The 15,383-nt window shown below is 69.3% G+C and carries 13 protein-coding genes; 6 read left to right on the top strand and 7 right to left on the bottom strand.

What is annotated here, in order from left to right; all coding sequences use genetic code 11:
• Positions 1-91: 91 nt before the first annotated feature.
• Both K7B10_RS07095 and K7B10_RS07100 read right to left on the bottom strand, forming a co-directional pair.
• Entirely contained in the window at positions 92-736 is a 645-nt protein-coding gene (locus tag K7B10_RS07095; RefSeq protein ID WP_229344810.1) for a GAP family protein, read from the bottom strand.
• Between the two features lie 449 nt (positions 737-1,185).
• Positions 1,186-1,458 (bottom strand): hypothetical protein, encoded by a 273-nt coding sequence (locus tag K7B10_RS07100; RefSeq protein ID WP_229335092.1) that lies wholly within the window; start codon positions 1,456-1,458, stop codon positions 1,186-1,188.
• Positions 1,459-1,983: 525 nt separating this feature from the next.
• Here K7B10_RS07100 and K7B10_RS07105 point away from each other — a divergent pair.
• The 6 genes from K7B10_RS07105 (at position 1,984) to K7B10_RS07130 (ending at position 9,795) form a co-directional block, all read left to right on the top strand.
• A complete protein-coding gene (locus tag K7B10_RS07105; RefSeq protein WP_229335093.1) occupies positions 1,984-2,637 on the top strand; it encodes a response regulator in 654 nt (217 codons plus the stop codon).
• Entirely contained in the window at positions 2,634-3,758 is a 1,125-nt protein-coding gene (locus tag K7B10_RS07110) for a sensor histidine kinase (RefSeq protein ID WP_229335094.1), read from the top strand. Before K7B10_RS07105 ends, K7B10_RS07110 begins: the two co-directional genes overlap by 4 nt.
• 89 nt (positions 3,759-3,847) lie before the next feature.
• Entirely contained in the window at positions 3,848-5,116 is a 1,269-nt protein-coding gene (locus K7B10_RS07115) for a cation:proton antiporter domain-containing protein (protein ID WP_229335095.1), read from the top strand.
• Positions 5,117-5,343: 227 nt separating this feature from the next.
• Positions 5,344-5,922, top strand: a complete 579-nt coding sequence (locus K7B10_RS07120) for a SigE family RNA polymerase sigma factor (RefSeq protein ID WP_229335096.1) — start codon at positions 5,344-5,346, stop codon at positions 5,920-5,922.
• A gap of 337 nt (positions 5,923-6,259) precedes the next feature.
• Positions 6,260-7,492 (top strand): DUF418 domain-containing protein, encoded by a 1,233-nt coding sequence (locus K7B10_RS07125; protein ID WP_229335097.1) that lies wholly within the window; start codon positions 6,260-6,262, stop codon positions 7,490-7,492.
• A 515-nt stretch (positions 7,493-8,007) separates the two neighbouring features.
• Positions 8,008-9,795, top strand: coding sequence for an ABC transporter ATP-binding protein (locus tag K7B10_RS07130; protein ID WP_229335098.1), 1,788 nt, complete (start codon positions 8,008-8,010; stop codon positions 9,793-9,795).
• A gap of 282 nt (positions 9,796-10,077) precedes the next feature.
• Here K7B10_RS07130 and K7B10_RS07135 read toward each other — a convergent pair whose 3' ends face one another.
• From K7B10_RS07135 to K7B10_RS07155, 5 genes are all read right to left on the bottom strand, one after another.
• Positions 10,078-11,559, bottom strand: coding sequence for a non-reducing end alpha-L-arabinofuranosidase family hydrolase (locus tag K7B10_RS07135; RefSeq protein ID WP_229335099.1), 1,482 nt, complete (start codon positions 11,557-11,559; stop codon positions 10,078-10,080).
• A 61-nt stretch (positions 11,560-11,620) separates the two neighbouring features.
• Complete coding sequence (locus K7B10_RS07140) at positions 11,621-12,172, bottom strand: glycoside hydrolase (RefSeq protein WP_229335100.1); 552 nt, start codon at positions 12,170-12,172, stop codon at positions 11,621-11,623.
• A 36-nt stretch (positions 12,173-12,208) separates the two neighbouring features.
• Positions 12,209-13,039: a carbohydrate ABC transporter permease gene (locus tag K7B10_RS07145; RefSeq protein ID WP_229335101.1), complete on the bottom strand. Its 831-nt coding sequence runs from the start codon at positions 13,037-13,039 to the stop codon at positions 12,209-12,211.
• Positions 13,036-14,025, bottom strand: a complete 990-nt coding sequence (locus K7B10_RS07150) for a carbohydrate ABC transporter permease (protein ID WP_372481379.1) — start codon at positions 14,023-14,025, stop codon at positions 13,036-13,038. Before K7B10_RS07150 ends, K7B10_RS07145 begins: the two co-directional genes overlap by 4 nt.
• Positions 14,018-15,310, bottom strand: coding sequence for an extracellular solute-binding protein (locus tag K7B10_RS07155; protein WP_229335102.1), 1,293 nt, complete (start codon positions 15,308-15,310; stop codon positions 14,018-14,020). The genes K7B10_RS07150 and K7B10_RS07155 overlap by 8 nt, the downstream gene beginning before the upstream one ends.
• Positions 15,311-15,383 lie beyond the last annotated feature (73 nt).

A 15,383-nucleotide genomic window follows, 5' to 3' on the forward strand; every position in this document is an offset into this window, starting at 1 on the left:
AGTCACGGTGTCCAGGGCGCCGACAGCCTGTGCGTCGCGACGATGTGCAGTCCCGCGACCGCCGGCAGCGGCGTAGCGGCCACACGTGCCGTCAGGCGACCAGCTCGTAAATGCCCTCCGCTGTCAGCCACAGGCCGACGAACAAGGAGAGCGTGACGATCAGCTGGTTCTGGTGCTGCTCGACCCACGTCCGCAGGGCGTTCAACCTGGCATCCGCGGCCGCCGGCGCCCATACCGTGTACATCTCCATGACGATGAGGCTGAGCGTGGCCAGCAGGCAGTAGCCGATCAGGGCGAGCCAGTCGTCGAGGGAGGAGAGGTCCGCGGCGACGACCGTGGCGGCGCCTGCTCCGACCAGCGCCCAGGGCTGGAACAGCCAGGCCAGCCCGGCCGCCGTGGCCAGTGAGGCACCGTCCACCCTGGCGGTCCAGCGCGGCGGGCCGTGCGGGCGCGGCGGCCGACGGCGCCGGTGCGCGCCGTACAGCACCAGCCCCACGCCGATGGCGAGTTTCACACACGCCACGGCCATCGACGGCGGGCTGTGGCGGGCCGGGGGCTCACCCCCGGTCAGCAGCAGCACGCACGCGATCACCACGACCAGGTTGGCGAGCCACGACAGCAAGAACGCCATGCCCTTGCGAACACCACGCCGCGAGGCGAGCAGAAGGATGAAGGCGCTGTTGTGCAGAGGCCCCAGGGTGATGGCCGTACCGATCACGACCAGGTCGAGCACCATCAGCGCAGTCACTCCCAGAGGTCGAGGCCATCTGCCGCCGTTGGACGGGAGAAGCGGGTGAACAGGGTCGAGCGGCGCTGTCGTGACACCGCATCCCGACTCTGCGGGCGGCGGCCCGACCGGTCAAGCAGGCCACGCGCACGTCCCCGAACGCCGCGCGCCGGGTCCGGGAGGAGGCTGACCGACCGAATGGCACCACGCGCCCACCGCCGAGGAACACGGCGCCATCCGCCACGACGCCCCTCTGGTAGATCCGAGCACCGCAGGCGCGCCTCCTTGGCTGACGGCGCCCGCCAAGGCGTGACACCACCGCCTTGCAGCCGATGTCGGAGGCCCTCACCCTCCACCTGCCCGGCGCGAGACCGCTTCGGTCTTGCACTTCTCACTACCGTGGGCAGGGCCTCGCGGCGGCTCGACGTCGCTGTCCCCCAGAACTGCCCCGGCACCCGTCAGGTTGGGGCGCCGTAATCCGCGAGTGCGTTCTCGCGCAGGTTCGGTTCCACGCGGACGAGGAAGCTCAGCGAGGCGAGCAGGAGGCCCAGGCGTTCGGTGAACATGGTGCTCTGCGCGGGGTCCGAGTGCTGGGAACGGATGCCAAGGTCTGCGGGTGTCCGGCGCAGGTGGATGCCGAAGGCCAGGCCGGCGGCCCAGGCCCCGATGAAGCCGCTGCCCTCGCCCATGGAGCACAGGACGTAGGCGATGACCGGGACGGCGAGTACCAAGAACTGCGCTCCTCCCGGCGCAGGTCCCGGGCCCTGATCCCCGCCGCGTCGGCGAACAGCAGGAGCACCAGTGCGCTCTCCAGCAGCGTCCGCGTGACCTCGGGATCCTTCGCCCGGTCCAACGGATCCAGGCCCAGGGGGCCGATCGCCAGACCGAACAGCAGTTTCATAATCATTGAATCGTTCGGCGTTTCTGCAGGTCAGAGCGCCACACGACCTGGGCGCCGTGAGTGCCGGCCTGATTCTGCAGTACGGCTCCGGCGCCGTGGAAGGCCACGTCAAGCGCATTCAGACGATCAAGCGGCAGGAGTACGGCCGAGCCTCATTCCAGGTCCGGCCGCTCCCAGATGCCCTGCCGGTCGGCGCGGTACCGGAGACGTACCTACGCCTCCGCCGACTGGCGGGAACGGACCCCCCGACCGGCTGGAACAGGGCTCGCGACGTCTCCGGGGATGGTGAGGGACCTTAGGGTCGGGTACGACGGGGATCGATTGACGACGGGGTGCGACGCACGTGGTTCGGGTAGTGGTGGTGGATGACGAGGCGCTGGTCCGATCCGGTTTCGGCCTCATCCTGGGTGCGGCGGAGGACATCGAGGTCGTCGCCACGGCGTCGGGCGGGGACGCCCTCGACGCCGTGCGGGAACACCGTCCGGATGTCGTCCTCCTCGATATCCGGATGCCGGACGTGGACGGCCTCACGGTTCTGGCTCAGCTGCGCGCCCTGCCCGCTCCCCCTGTTGTGGCGATGCTCACCACCTTCGACACCGACGAGTACGTCCTCACGGCCCTCCAGTCGGGCGCGGCCGGTTTCCTCCTCAAGGACACCGAACCTGACCAACTTCCCCAGTTGGTGAGGACGTTGGCCGCCGGTGGGGTGGTGATGTCATCCAAGGCATCCCGGAGCCTCCTGCGCACGCAGCCTGCTGCCGGGCCTGCGGCCGTGGACGAGGAAGCGTCCCGCGTGGAGCGGCTGACCGACCGGGAGCGGGACGTGCTCGTACTGCTGGCGGAAGGCTTGTCCAACGCCGATATCGGAACCCGTCTGCATCTGGGCACCGGCACGGTCAAGGACCATGTCAGCGCCATCCTCACCAAACTGCGGGTGGCCGGCCGGGTCCAGGCGGCGCTGCTCGCCCAGCGAGCCGGGCTGCTGGATGCCGGCCGGGAAGGCCGGTGAGCGCCACACGTGGGAAGCGGCTGTGGAATCGGGTACCGCCACCTGCGCGGGATGCCGGTCTGGTCGCCCTCGCCGCGCTGGACGCATGGCTCAGCCTCTGGAACGACACCCCGCTCGGCCTCGCCCTCGCCGCGATCGCCTGCGGTGCCCTGGCCCTGCGTCGGCGGTTTCCGCTGGCCGTCTTCCTGCTCACCCTGCCGGCCACGTTGGTCCAGGACATCGTGGTCGCCCCGGTCGCCGCCCTGTACGCCCTGGCCGAGCGCTCGCGGGACCGTCGTCTGCTCGGCGTATGCGTCTTCTTGTCCGCGGTCGCCATGGCGGTGCATGCTCCGCTGAACGATGACCCGTCGGCCAGCAGGGCCTGGACGCTGATCTTCTTGCTGTACAACCTGGCGACGGCCACCGCTCCGGTCCTGCTGGGTCAGCTGGTCCAGGCACGGAGGGACTTGGCACGGCGTCTGGTGGAGATCGAGGAGGCGCGGGAGCACGAGCGCGAGCTGCACGCGCAGGCCGTCCTGGCCCGGGAACGCGCCCAGCTGGCCCGCGAGATGCACGATGTCGTCTCCCACCAGGTCAGCCTGATCGCGGTCCAGGCCGGAGCCATGCAAGTGGCGGCCAAGGACGCGGGCAGCAGGGAAGCGGCGCGCACCATCCGCTCCCTGAGCGTGGACACGCTCGATGAGCTGCGCACCATGGTCACGCTGCTGCGCGCCTCCGGCGGAGCCTCGACGGAACTCACCCCGCAGCCCACCCTCGCCGACCTGCGCAGACTGGTGGCGTCCAGCGGCATCGAAGCGGAGCTCACGGGCGATCTCCCCGCCACTGTGGGCACGCCCGCCCAGCGCGCTCTGTACCGCACGGTGCAGGAAGCACTGACCAACGTCCGCAAACACGCCCCCGGAGCCACGGCGACCGTCGAGCTGTGGCACGACGGTGACGCCGTCGGTGTGACGGTCACCAACAGTGCGCCGTCCCGCCTCTCCCTGCCCCTGCCCGGCGCACACCAGGGCCTGCTCGGCCTCAAGGAGCGCGCCGACATCCTGCACGGCACCTTCGAGTCCGGCCCGACCGACCAGGGCGGCTACCGGGTACGGATGCGCATCCCGTCCCGCGCGGACTGACCCTCCCACCGCGCACTGCCCACCGCCCACCGGGAAGTCCGGTCCTTCGGCAACCCGTCAACGTTCTGTGCCCCTCATCAGGAATCCAAGTGCTCTTCACCGTGATCGTGATTACTGCTGCGGCCGCCGGGTGGTCGCTCGTCGCCGGATGGCTGGAGCAACGGCACGTCAGGGCCCCTCTGGTGCTGGTCCTCGCGGGGATCACCACCGGTTTGTTCACCCAGAGCGAGATCGCCGCCACCTTGAACTCCGAGGTCGCCCAGCACGTGGCCGAGGCCATCCTGACGGTCCTGCTGTTCGTCGACGCAACCGAACTGCCGGGCGGCCGCCTGTTCGGCAAAGATCCCGGCGCCGCCGCCCGGGCACTGCTGGTGGCGCTGCCCCTGAGTCTGGCCGCGGTGGTCCTGCTGGGCTCGCTGCTGCTGCCCGTGCTGCCTGCAGTGCTCCTGCTGCTGATCGCGTGCGTCATCGTTCCGACCGACTTCGCCCCGGCCGAGACACTGGTACGCGACACGCGCATCGCCGCACGGGTGCGCAACGTCCTCAACGTGGAGAGCGGTTACAACGACGGGATCGTGTCGCCCGTCTTCCTGTTCGCTCTGATCCTGGCCGGTGCCACCGCACAAGCCCACACCCCCATGCAGGCACTGGGCACGGCCGTTCCGTCCGCGGCGAAGGCACTCATCGTCGGCATCACGCTGGGGCCGCTGCTCGCGTGGTTGATGAACTCGGCCGACCGCATGCACAGGATGACCGAACAGTCGCGCCGGATCCTCGTGCTGGTCGCACCGCTGCTCGCCTACACCGTGACCGTGGCGGTCGGCGGCAACGGCTTCGTGGCCTCGTTCGTCTGCGGCATCGCCTTCCGTTACGTCCGACGGGCCCCGACCCGGCGAGGAGACATCCAAGCCCCCGACGCCTCGGACTTCCGGCTGATCGAGGACACCAACTCGATCATGACCATGTGCATGTGGTTCTTCTTCGGAAACGCCGTGGTGCTCGCACTGGGCGAGGGCGTCCACTGGCCCACCGTCGCGCTCTGCGCCGCCGCCCTCACCGTCGTACGCATCGTTCCGATCCTGCTCGCCTTCCTCGGCTCGGACTTCACCTGGCGCGAACGGCTCATGGTGGGAGCCCTCGGACCACGCGGCACCACCTCGATCGTGTTCGGGCTGATCGCCTTCAACACCCTCCCCGACGGGCCCTACGCGGACACCGTCCTGCACGCGACGACACTCACCGTGCTCGGCAGCGTTCTGCTCCACGGCGTCGGCTCGACCACCATCGCCCGCCTGCTCAGCCGGCCCTCTGCTCCGTCGGCTCCTGAGACCACGACCCCGGAGCGGATGGCGTCATGAACCCGCGCCGGGACTGAGCCCGGGGGCCCGGCCCCTCGGACCGCCACCTGGCGGGGCACGCTCCGCCAGGTGGCGGATGGGCTCCGGACGCCCAGCGGATACCTCCACGACCTGCCCTTGAACGAGGTTTGCAGGGCAGGGCACGACCACGCCGCCCTGCCTCCGGCGGCCGCTCTCCCTCCACCTGTGCGGGCGCACGCCGGTCCCGGAACGAGGAGGACGCGGACGTGTTCAGCGGCAACGAGGCCCTGCGCTTCGAGGAGTACGTACGGCTCAGGCAGGACGCGCTGCTGCGCACGGCCCGCCGCCTGGTTCCCGACCCGGTGGACGCCCAGGACCTGCTCCAGACCGCCTTCACACAGACCTTCGTCCGGTGGGACCGGATCGCCGACAAGAACCTCGCGGACGCCTATGTGCGCAGAGTGATGATCAATACCCGGACGGAGTGGTGGCGAGCCCGCAAGTTCGACGAAGTGCTCACCGCACACGATCCCGATGCCAGCGTGGCCGACAGCACTGACCGGTACGCCGACCGCGCCCTGCTCCTCGACGTCCTCGGCATACTGACCCCCCGGCAGCGCAGCATCGTCGTACTGCGCCACTGGGCAGAGCTGAGCACCGAGGAGACCGCGCAACTGCTCGGTCTTGCGCCGGGCACGGTCAAGAGCACCTTGCACCGGGCGCTGATCCAGCTCCGAGAAGAGCTTGAGGAGCGCGAACGGGACTTCCACGCCGCAGGCGGTACCCGCCCGCCGCAGGGCGGGATCGCACGGCCCCACCAGAAACCGCTGTCCACTGCGGCCTGACCCTGACCGGCATCGCCCAGGACTTCGGCGTCAGTCTCAGACACCGAAGCAACCGAGCCCCCGCCGCCCGCGCCGGTCACGCGGCCCCCCTCATCCGGGTACGCATGCGCCCGGGCTGGCATGCGGCCCAGCGCAAGGGGTTCCGGGAGACTGATCGGGCCCAAGCTGAACGCCGGCGGGGCGATGGGCACGTGTGCGCATCGCCCCGCCGACTGCCCGATCCTGCCGGCGAGACATGGCCCCGCCGGTCAGCGGGGGTGGTCACCGCCGACCGGCGGGGCTGTTACCGGAGCCTGCCGGATGGCCCGCCTCCTGGCGTCACCGCGAGATTCTCCCTATGACACAGATGCAGCCGCCCCTGGAGACGTCGCCTTCTGAGCCTCGAAACTTGCCCGAGTCCGCCGTGCCGGCCCGGGGCGGTCCCTCGATGGGGCGCCTCGTCGGGGTGGACCTGGCCCGCGGGTTGGCGGTGTTCGGGATGTACATCGTCCACATCGGCCCCCCGCTGTCGGCCACGGACGGCGTCGCCAGTTGGGTCCGGTACCTGGCGGATGGTCACTCCTCGGTCCTGTTCGCCACCCTCGCCGGGTTCTCGCTGATACTGATCGCCGGCCGCCGCAAGCCGAAGACCGGTCTGGCCGGTCGACAGGCGAAGGCGCGGATCGCGATCCGCGCGGTGGTCCTGCTGGCGCTGGGCACCGCGCTGTCGATGGAGTACGGGGACGTGATCATCCTCGCCTTCTACGGTGTCTACTTCCTCCTCGCCCTGCCCCTGGTGCGACTGCGCGCCAGGACGCTGGCGATGATCGCGGCCGGGCTCGCAGTGGTCACACCGCAGCTGGCGTTCGGACTGAAATCCCTGCTGAGCGAGTCCGTGCAGCAGAGCGTCAACGCCTACGACCCGCTCGAAAAGCTCAGCGACGTGGGAGTGCTCGATCTGCTGCTCACCGGCTTCTATCCGACGATCACGTGGATGCCGTTCGTGGTCGCCGGGATGGCGCTGGCCCGCCTCGACCTGTCCGCCACCACCGTCCAGCGGCGCCTGGCCGCGCTCGGTGCCGCCCTCACCGTGGCCGCGTACGGCATGTCCCTGCTGCTGGCGGGCAAGGACGCGCTGCGGAGCACGGCGGAGGGCGGGAAGTCGTCCGCCGGCTCCGAGGCGGCGTCCTCCGCCAGCGGATTCTTCGACGGCCAGGGGTCGGCCTCGGAGCTGTTGTCCGCCGGGCCGCACAGCGGCACCACGTTCGACATCATCGGCAGCGTGGGCGTCGCGATCCTCGTGATCGTGTGCGCGACGGTGCTGATGGACCGTCTGCCGCTCCTGCACCGTCTGGCGAAACCGATCATCGCCGTGGGCGCCATGTCCCTGACGGCGTACGTCGGCCACTTCGTCGTGCAGTCCGCGGCGGGCATCCTGACCGGCGAAAGCAGCCAGGTGTCCTGGGGGCCCGTGCTGACGTTCATCCTCGGGGCGATCGTGTTCGCCGCGCTCTGGTCCCGCTTCTTCCGCCGCGGACCGCTGGAGTATCTGCTCAACGCCGCCACCAAGCCGGCGAAGTACATCCGATGAGGTCCGGCCGGGGTGGCGCGCCCTCGTGCCCCACCCCGGCCCGGACATTCCGTGCGCGGCTCGCCGCTGACACCTCCCTCCCTCCCCAGTGGGCACACCAGCCACCTGGCGGGGTTGCGTCGGCCACCTGGGGGACGGGGTCCGGATGACTGCCGGATACCCGTGGGCGTGCCCCTCGCCAAGTCTGGACGCATGAACGACAGGCGAGTGGAACGAGACGGCCGCACACCGGCCCCGGCCGCCCCCGGGACGGCGCCCCGCAAGAGGTGCACGACGGCCAGGTGCTCGTCGCACGGACAACTCAGGGGTGGCCGGGAAGCAGGCCTCCTCGTTTTCCTCGCTGCGGCCGGAATCCTGGCGGTCCTCCGGCCCGATGTGTACGCCGACCTGGTCCACCACGCCGGCGGGATCCTCGCCGGGCTGTCCGGCTGAGCACTCCGACCCCGGTTGACGCGCGGGCACGACCTGGTGCTCAGATCCGCGACCGCCGACCGGACGACCCAAAGGGACCCACCATGACCGCGACCGACCCGTCGGCCGCCGACACCGCACGCCTGACCGCCCCGAAGACGTTCCAGGCGCTGTACGCCCATTTCCGACCGCACCGCAGGGCCGTCGCGCTGGCCGCCCTGCTCACCCTGATCGGGGCCGGGAGCGGGTTGCTCCAGCCCTTGGCCACGAAGGTCCTCGTGGACCGGCTGGGCTCCGGTGAGACGATCAGCAGGATCCTCCTCGCCCTCACCGCACTCGTCGCGCTGGGCGCGGTGCTCCAGGCGCTGGGCGCGTACGTGCTGGAGCGGACCGCGGAGTCGGTCGTACTGGCCGCCCGCCGCACCCTTGTCGGGCGGCTGCTGCGGCTGCGCCTCACGGAGGTCGAGCGGCACCAGCCGGGCGACCTGATGTCCCGGGTCACCTCCGACACGACGCTCCTGCGCGCCGTCACCACCCAGGCGCTCGTCAACGGTGCCACCGGCGTCGTAACCCTGGTCGCGGCCATCGTCATGATGGCCCTCATGGACGCCGTGCTGCTCGGCGTCACCCTGGCTGTGGGCGTGCTGATCGGCGGGGCCGTCGGCCTGGTGATGCCCAGGATCGCGCGGGCCACCGAGCGCGCGCAGGAGGCGGTCGGGGAGGTCTCCTCCGTCCTCGAGCGGATCTTCGGTGCGCTGCGGACGGTCAAGGCCTCAGGTGCCGAACAGCGCGAGAACGCGGTCGCCGACGCGGCACTGCAGCGGTCGTGGCGGCACGGCGTGACCAGTGCGAAGTGGGAGGCGGTGGCGGAGGGGTCGGTCGGTCTGGCCATGCAGCTGTCGTTCCTCGCGGTGCTCGGGGTCGGCGGGGCACGCGTGGCCTCCGGGGCGATCCCCGTATCCACCCTGATCGCCTTCCTGCTCTACCTCTTCTACGTCATCGAGCCGGTGGAAAGGCTGGTCCAGGCGGCCTCCGCGTATCAGGAGGGATCGGCGGCCATCACCCGCATCGACGAAGTGGAGCGGCTTGAAACGGAGCCCCTCGACCAGGAGCACCCCGAGCGGGCCGGGGCATCGGCAGCGGCCGACGGCCCCGCGTCGGTCCGCTTCGAGGACGTGAGCTTCCGCTACCGCGATGACCTTCCACCCGTCCACCACCAGGTCGACTTCGAGGTGCGGAGCGGCGGGATGACGGCCTTCGTCGGCCCCTCGGGGGCGGGCAAGTCGACCGTCTTCGCACTGATCGAGCGGTTCTACGAGACAGCCGGAGGCCGGGTTCTGGTCGACGGCAAGGACGTCCGGGACTGGTCACTGCCGGAGCTGCGGGGTGCCATCGGATACGTGGAGCAGGACACGCCGGTCCTGGCCGGGACGCTGCGGGAGAACCTGGTCTTCGCGGCGCCCGACGCGACCGACCAGGACATCCACGACGTCCTGGTCCGAGCGAAGCTGGACACGCTGGTGGACCGCCTGCCGCAGGGCCTGGAAACCCCGGTCGGACACCGCGGCACCAAGCTGTCGGGCGGCGAACGGCAGCGCATCGCGATCGCCCGCGCCCTGCTGCGCAAACCCCGGCTGCTGCTCCTGGACGAAGCGACCTCGCAGCTCGACGCCGTCAACGAATCGGCGGTACGCGACGTCATCACGCACGCCGCCCGGACGACCACCGTCCTCGTCGTGGCACACCGCCTCTCAACGGTGACCCACGCCGACCGGATCGTGGTGATGGACGCAGGACGCGTACGCGCGGTGGGCACCCATACGGAACTCCTCGACCAGGACAGCCTGTACGCACGCCTGGCGGCCACCCAGTTCCTGGCGCCGGCACCGTGACCGGCCGTCGACCGGTCAATGGGTCGGCGATGGACTCCGCCAAAGGAATAGGAGTGTCGCCTTGAAGCTTTCCCGGAGGGGCGCAGGCTCGGCGCTCCTTGGCGCTCCTTGGCGACGCGGTCTCGGCGGTACTCGCGAGCAGCCCCACAGGCCGCAGCGGGCGAAATCGGGATCACCCGCTGCGGCCTCAGCTTGATCGATTTCCCGTGACCCGGGCGGGCTCGGCCTTCCGCCGAGCCCGCCACGCCGGCTCCGCTCCGGAGCCGGACCCGTGTCACGCCGTTAGCGCTGCCGCGTCAGCAGACCCGGCCGGTAGGGCCATTGGCCGTAGTCGCCGCCGATGTTGGGGTTGCGTCCCTGGTAGAGGAATTGCAGGTTGCAGGGATCGACGGTGAAGGTCTGATCGGCGCTGGTACGGATCAGTTCGCCATGGCTGATGTCGTTGGTCCAGGTGGCGCCACTGTTGGCCTTGCCGGCGAAGGGGTTGCTCTCGGTCGCTGCCTGAGGTGCCCATGAGCCGTTCAGACTGGTGGCCGTGAACGAGCGGAAGTAGCGGCCCTGCGCGCCGACCGCCTCGACGATCATGAGGTAGCGGTCCTGGCCCTGGAGCTTGTAGACCTGAGGCGCTTCGAACAGGTTGTTCGTCGTATCGGTCATGATCGTTGTGTAGGTCGAGCCGAAACTGCTCGGGAAGTTCCCGATCGGCATGCTGGCCCGGTAGATCTTGCCGTTGTCGCCGGCGAAGAACAGGTACATGTTCGTGCCGTCAGCGATGAGCGTCTGATCGATGGGACCTGTTCCGGAGCCGGTGATGCTTCCGGAGAAGAGCACCTGCTGCGATGACCAGCCATTGGGGTCGGAGGGGTCGCTCGACGTCCGGTAGGAGAAGGCTCCCCCACCCCCCCACTGGTAGGCGAGCACCCAGATGTTCTTCGGCGCGAAGTAGAAGAGCGTGGGCGCGACGGCGGAGTTCGGCATCGTGTTCTGGCTGGCCGAGGCCATATCGGACCAGTTGGTGAACGGGCCGAAGTTCATCGAGCCCCAGCCCGAGTCCGGTCCCGAGCCGTGCGTCGTCGCATAGACGAGCTGCTTGCCGTTGTAGGGGGCGACGGTGAAGTCCTTGAGCGAGGCCCACCCGGCCTTGGGCTGCGCCAGCGCGCCCGTGGAGGTCCAGCGGTACGCCGACGGAAGATCACACGTGCCAGGGTTGCCGGCGCCGACCGGGACGAGCTGCCACTGCTGGTTGGTGCCGCCCCAGTCGTCGTACTGGACGATGTTCGCGTTGTCGGCGGTGGAGGCGCCTTGGACTTCGAGGGCCTTGTTGCTGTGGCGCGCGATGAACCTCACGTAGCCGTCCGAGCTGTCGGCCAGCCGCCACTGCTGGTTGGTGCCGTTCACGTCGGTCCACTGGACGATCGAGGCGCCGTTGGCGGCGGACCGGCCGGAGACGTCCAGCACCTTGCCGGAGTGGCGGGACTTGATGCGGTAGTAACCGTCTCCGGAGTCGACGAACTGCCACAGCTGCTGGTTCTGATCGTTCCTGGTCCACTGGGTGATGCGCGCGCCGTCGTTGGTCGCCAGGTTGTAGACGTCCAGGGCCTTACCGCTGTTGCGGTTGACCAGCGCGTACGAGGCGTTGGGGTCGACGGTCGCCGCGGAGGCGGCGACGGCGGGCTGGGTACCGAGGAGAGCAGCCCCGAGCAACAGGGACGAAAGGACCGCGAGTACGAGTCTCAGGACCCGTGGCGGATGGCGAAACCACATCAGAAGAGCTCCTTTGGGGGGCGGGGGTGAGGTGACCCCGACGAACCGCCGAGCGGCCGCGTCAGGGGGTCAGGGACGGGATGGGTGTGAAGGCGGCCGCACATGCCGAAGCGTTGGTGCTCCGGGCGCTCCAGTCGTGACACTTCGCCGTGGTCCAGGTGAGAGAGGTCTCCGGCCTCCAGGCGTCGGCGAAGAACCGTTTGACGCCGTAGGCCTTGGCCTCCGTGGCGAGCCGGACCTGGCCACCGGCCCATCCGTCCCAGACGTACTTCGGCGTGGCGTCCGGCCCGCCGGGATCGGCCGGCAGGATCGTCGGCATGTGGTCGTAGACCCTGTCGGTCGACGCCCCGATGCCCGGGCGCAGGATCGAAAGGCCTGCGCCCTTGTCCTTGCTGAGCAGCAGGTCGAGGACTTCGCGCTGCTTGGCCGGGCTGAGGCCGCGCGCGCCGTGCAGCAGGTCGGCCCGCTGGAAGGCCATCGAGAAGCCGAATCCGTCTATGGGCTGGAGCGCTGTGCGGAAGTCGATGCCGCTGCCGCTTCGCGCGGGGGCGGCCACGGCCTGCGATGTTAGCGCTAACAAAATGGGGACCGCCAATGCGATCAGGCGCTTCACAATGTCTCCTCGGGGGTGGAGGTCGCGCGGGACGGCTCAGCCCTTGGACGCGCCCGCGGTGAGGCCGCCGATCAACTGCCGCTCGGCGACGGCGTAGAACGCGAGGGCGGGGACCATGGCGAGCACGATGTAGGCGAGGACGAGCGCATAGTCGGTCGAGTACTGGCCCTGGAACTGCTGGACGCCGACCGGGATCGTCTGCCATTTCGGGTCGTTGAACACCAGCAGCGGCAGGAAGAAATTGTTCCAGCTCGCGACGATCGCCAGCACCGACACCGTACCGAGCGCCGGACGCGCCATCGGCAGCAGGATCTTCCAGAAGAAGCGGAACTTGCCGCAGCCGTCCATGATGGCCGCCTCCTCGACCTCCGCCGGGATGGTCCGGAAGAAACCGCGCAGGATGATGATCGTCATGGGGAGCCCGAAGGCCGCCTGCGGGAGGATCACACCGAGCGGGTTGTCGAGCAGGTCGAAGTTGCGCAGCAGCAGGAACAACGGCAGGACGGCCACCGCGAACGGGAACATCAGCCCGATCGTGAACAGCGTGTAGAACAGCTCCCTGCCCCGGAAGGCGTAGCGCGCCAGGACGAACGCCGCCATCGCGGACGCCGCCACCGTGCAGCACGTCGTGCCGATCGCGATGCCCGCGCTGTTGGCGATCTGCCGCCAGAACATACCGTCGCCGAGAATGCCGGTGTAGTTGCCGGTCTTCCAGTGCTCGGGCACCCCGAACGGGTTGGTCGTCAGCTCGCCGGTGCTCTTGAACCCGGAGATCACCGCGTAGACCAGCGGCACGACGACGAACGCGCCGATCAGCCAGACCACGGCGTGCAGCGACAGGCCGCGTGCCGTCCTGCGGGCGTTCATCGGCCACCTCCCGAGGTGACGGCCCCGCTCAGGTCACGGCGGAGCACGTAACGCTGGTAGAAGAGGGAGAAGACCAGACTGATCATGAAAAGCACCACGCTGATCGCACTGGCATAGCCGACCTGGTAGCGCTTGAACCCGAACTGGAACATCGAGATCGCCATCGTCTCGGAGGAGTGGTTGGGCCCGCCCGCCGTCATGACCCACACCAGGTCGAAGAGCTGGATGGCCCCGACGACCGAAAGAAAGGCGCTGATCCGGATCGTCGGGCCGAGCAGCGGAAGCGTCACGTGCCGGAAGCGCTGCCACACGCCGGCGCCGTCGATGGAGGCGGCCTCGAGGATCTCGCCCGGGATGCTCTGCAGTCCGGCGAGGAAGAGCATCATGTGGAAGCCGAAGTACTTCCAGGTCATGACCACGAACAGGGTCGGCATGACGGTCGAGGGATCGGCCAGCCACGTGCCCTGCAGCCCCTCCAGGCCGAGGGCGCCGGCGAGATGGTCGGCCATGCCGGCACCGGGAAGGAAGATCATCGTGAAGAGGACCGCCGTGACCACCTCGGACAGGATGTACGGCGCGAAGAACAGCATCCGGTAGACGGCCCGGCCGCGCAGCCGCTGGTTGAGCAGGACCGCGGTGAACAGCGCGAACGGCAACTGCACCGTGATCGACAGGGCGATCAGGTACAGCCCGCGCTCCAGATCGCCGAGGAAGACCTGATCGTCGAACAGCTTGGCGTAGTTCTCGAAGCCGACGAAGTCGTCCATGGGGCCGGTCCCGCCCCACTTGAAGAAGCCTGTGCAGACGGCGACGGCGATCGGGGCGAGGACGAAGACGAGGAAGAGGACCAGAGCCGGGAGGAGGAACCAGGCGACCGACGCCCAGCTTCCCCATCCGTGCAGGAGCGACCGTACCGGGGCGGGCGGGCCCACCGGCAGGGCGCCCTGCCTCCGCTCCTTGGTCAGCGTGGACACGGAGCTAGGCACCCTTCGCAGCCTCGGTGATCGACTTGGTGACCTGCTCGGGCGTCTTCTTGCCCGCGATGAGGTCGGCGACGCTGTCGTTGACCTCCTGGCCGACCGCCGGCGGGTAGGCCTGGTCGAGGAAGAGCTGGAAGCCCGTCGCCTTGACCAGGCTGTCGGCCACCACCTTTCTGTTGGCGTCGGTGAGCTGGCTCTCCGCGCCCCTGACCACCGGCAGGTAGCCATTGGAGGCCAGCAGCTTGGACTCGTTCTCCAGCACGAAGAACTTCAGGAAGTCCAGCGCCTCCTTCGGCGCGCCCTTGCGCAGCGCGAAACCGCCGCCACCGCCGAACACCTCGGTGACCTGGCCGACGCCGCCGTCGACCGTCGGGAAGGGGAAGAAGCCCAGGTCCGCTCCGAGGTCGGCGCCCGCGTCCTTCTGCACCGACGGTGCCCACTGCCCCATCAGCTCCATGGCGGCCTTGCCGTTGCCCATGGTCGCGGCCTGGCCGCCGGGGGAGGAGTAGCCGGCGCCGAGGAAGCCCGTCTGGAAGGGCTGGAGGTCGACCAGCTCCTTGAGGTGGGTGCCCGCCTGGACGAAGCCGGCGCCGGTGAAGTCCTTGGTGGTCGCGGCCTGCTGCAGCGCGGGGAGGCCCGCGACGCGCATCGCGAGGTAGGCCCAGTAGTAGTGGCCCGGCCATTTCTCCTTGCCCGCGAGGGCGATCGGGGTGATGCCCGCGGCCTTGAGCTTCTTGACGTCTTCGAGAAGCTCGGCCCAGGTGGCCGGCGGGGCGGTGATCCCGGCATCGGCGAAGAGTTTCTTGTTGTACCAGAAGCCGACCATGCCGATGTCGTAGGGCACCCCGTAGGTCCGGCCCTCGAACTGATAGGCCTGCAGCGAGACCGGGGTGAGGTCGGACGACCAGCCGAACGCCTCGGTGAGGTCCTCGACCAGCCCCGCATCGACCTGCTGCCGCAAAACGCCGCCACCCCAGGTCTGGAAGACGTCGGGGAGCTTGCCCGACGAAGTGTTGGCCGTCAGCTTGGACTTGAACGCCTCGTTCTCCAACGAGGTCGTCTTGATGGTGATGTTCGGGCGAGCGGCCGTGAACGCCGAGGAGATCTGCGGGAACAGGGACTTGCCCGGTTCCGTCGTGGCGATGTTCCACCACACGAAGGTCACCTTGCCGTCAGCCGTCGGCCCCGAGCCGGAGTCCCCGCCGCCGCAGGCCGCGGTCAGCGAGACGGACAGAACGGTCAGGCCCGAGAGCGCGAGGAAGCTTCGTCGACTCGGGGGTGTGCTGGCCATGGGACCTCCGGGGTGGGGAATGCCGGTTCGAGTTCGAAAATGTTTCGTAACATTCTCGAATTCGTGCTGCCAC

The organism is Streptomyces flavotricini, from assembly GCF_020639365.1.
Classification (GTDB): Bacteria; Actinomycetota; Actinomycetes; order Streptomycetales; family Streptomycetaceae; genus Streptomyces; species Streptomyces flavotricini.

Excerpts from the sequence above, each read along its gene's own strand:
- K7B10_RS07095 (WP_229344810.1), bottom strand. The coding sequence starts at position 736 with ATGGTGCTCGACCTGGTCGTGATCGGTACGGCCATCACCCTGGGGCCT.
- K7B10_RS07125 (WP_229335097.1), top strand. The coding sequence starts at position 6,260 with ATGACACAGATGCAGCCGCCCCTGGAGACGTCGCCTTCTGAGCCTCGA.
- K7B10_RS07130 (WP_229335098.1), top strand. The coding sequence starts at position 8,008 with ATGACCGCGACCGACCCGTCGGCCGCCGACACCGCACGCCTGACCGCC.
- K7B10_RS07135 (WP_229335099.1), bottom strand. The coding sequence starts at position 11,559 with ATGTGGTTTCGCCATCCGCCACGGGTCCTGAGACTCGTACTCGCGGTC.
- K7B10_RS07145 (WP_229335101.1), bottom strand. The coding sequence starts at position 13,039 with ATGAACGCCCGCAGGACGGCACGCGGCCTGTCGCTGCACGCCGTGGTC.
- K7B10_RS07155 (WP_229335102.1), bottom strand. The coding sequence starts at position 15,310 with ATGGCCAGCACACCCCCGAGTCGACGAAGCTTCCTCGCGCTCTCGGGC.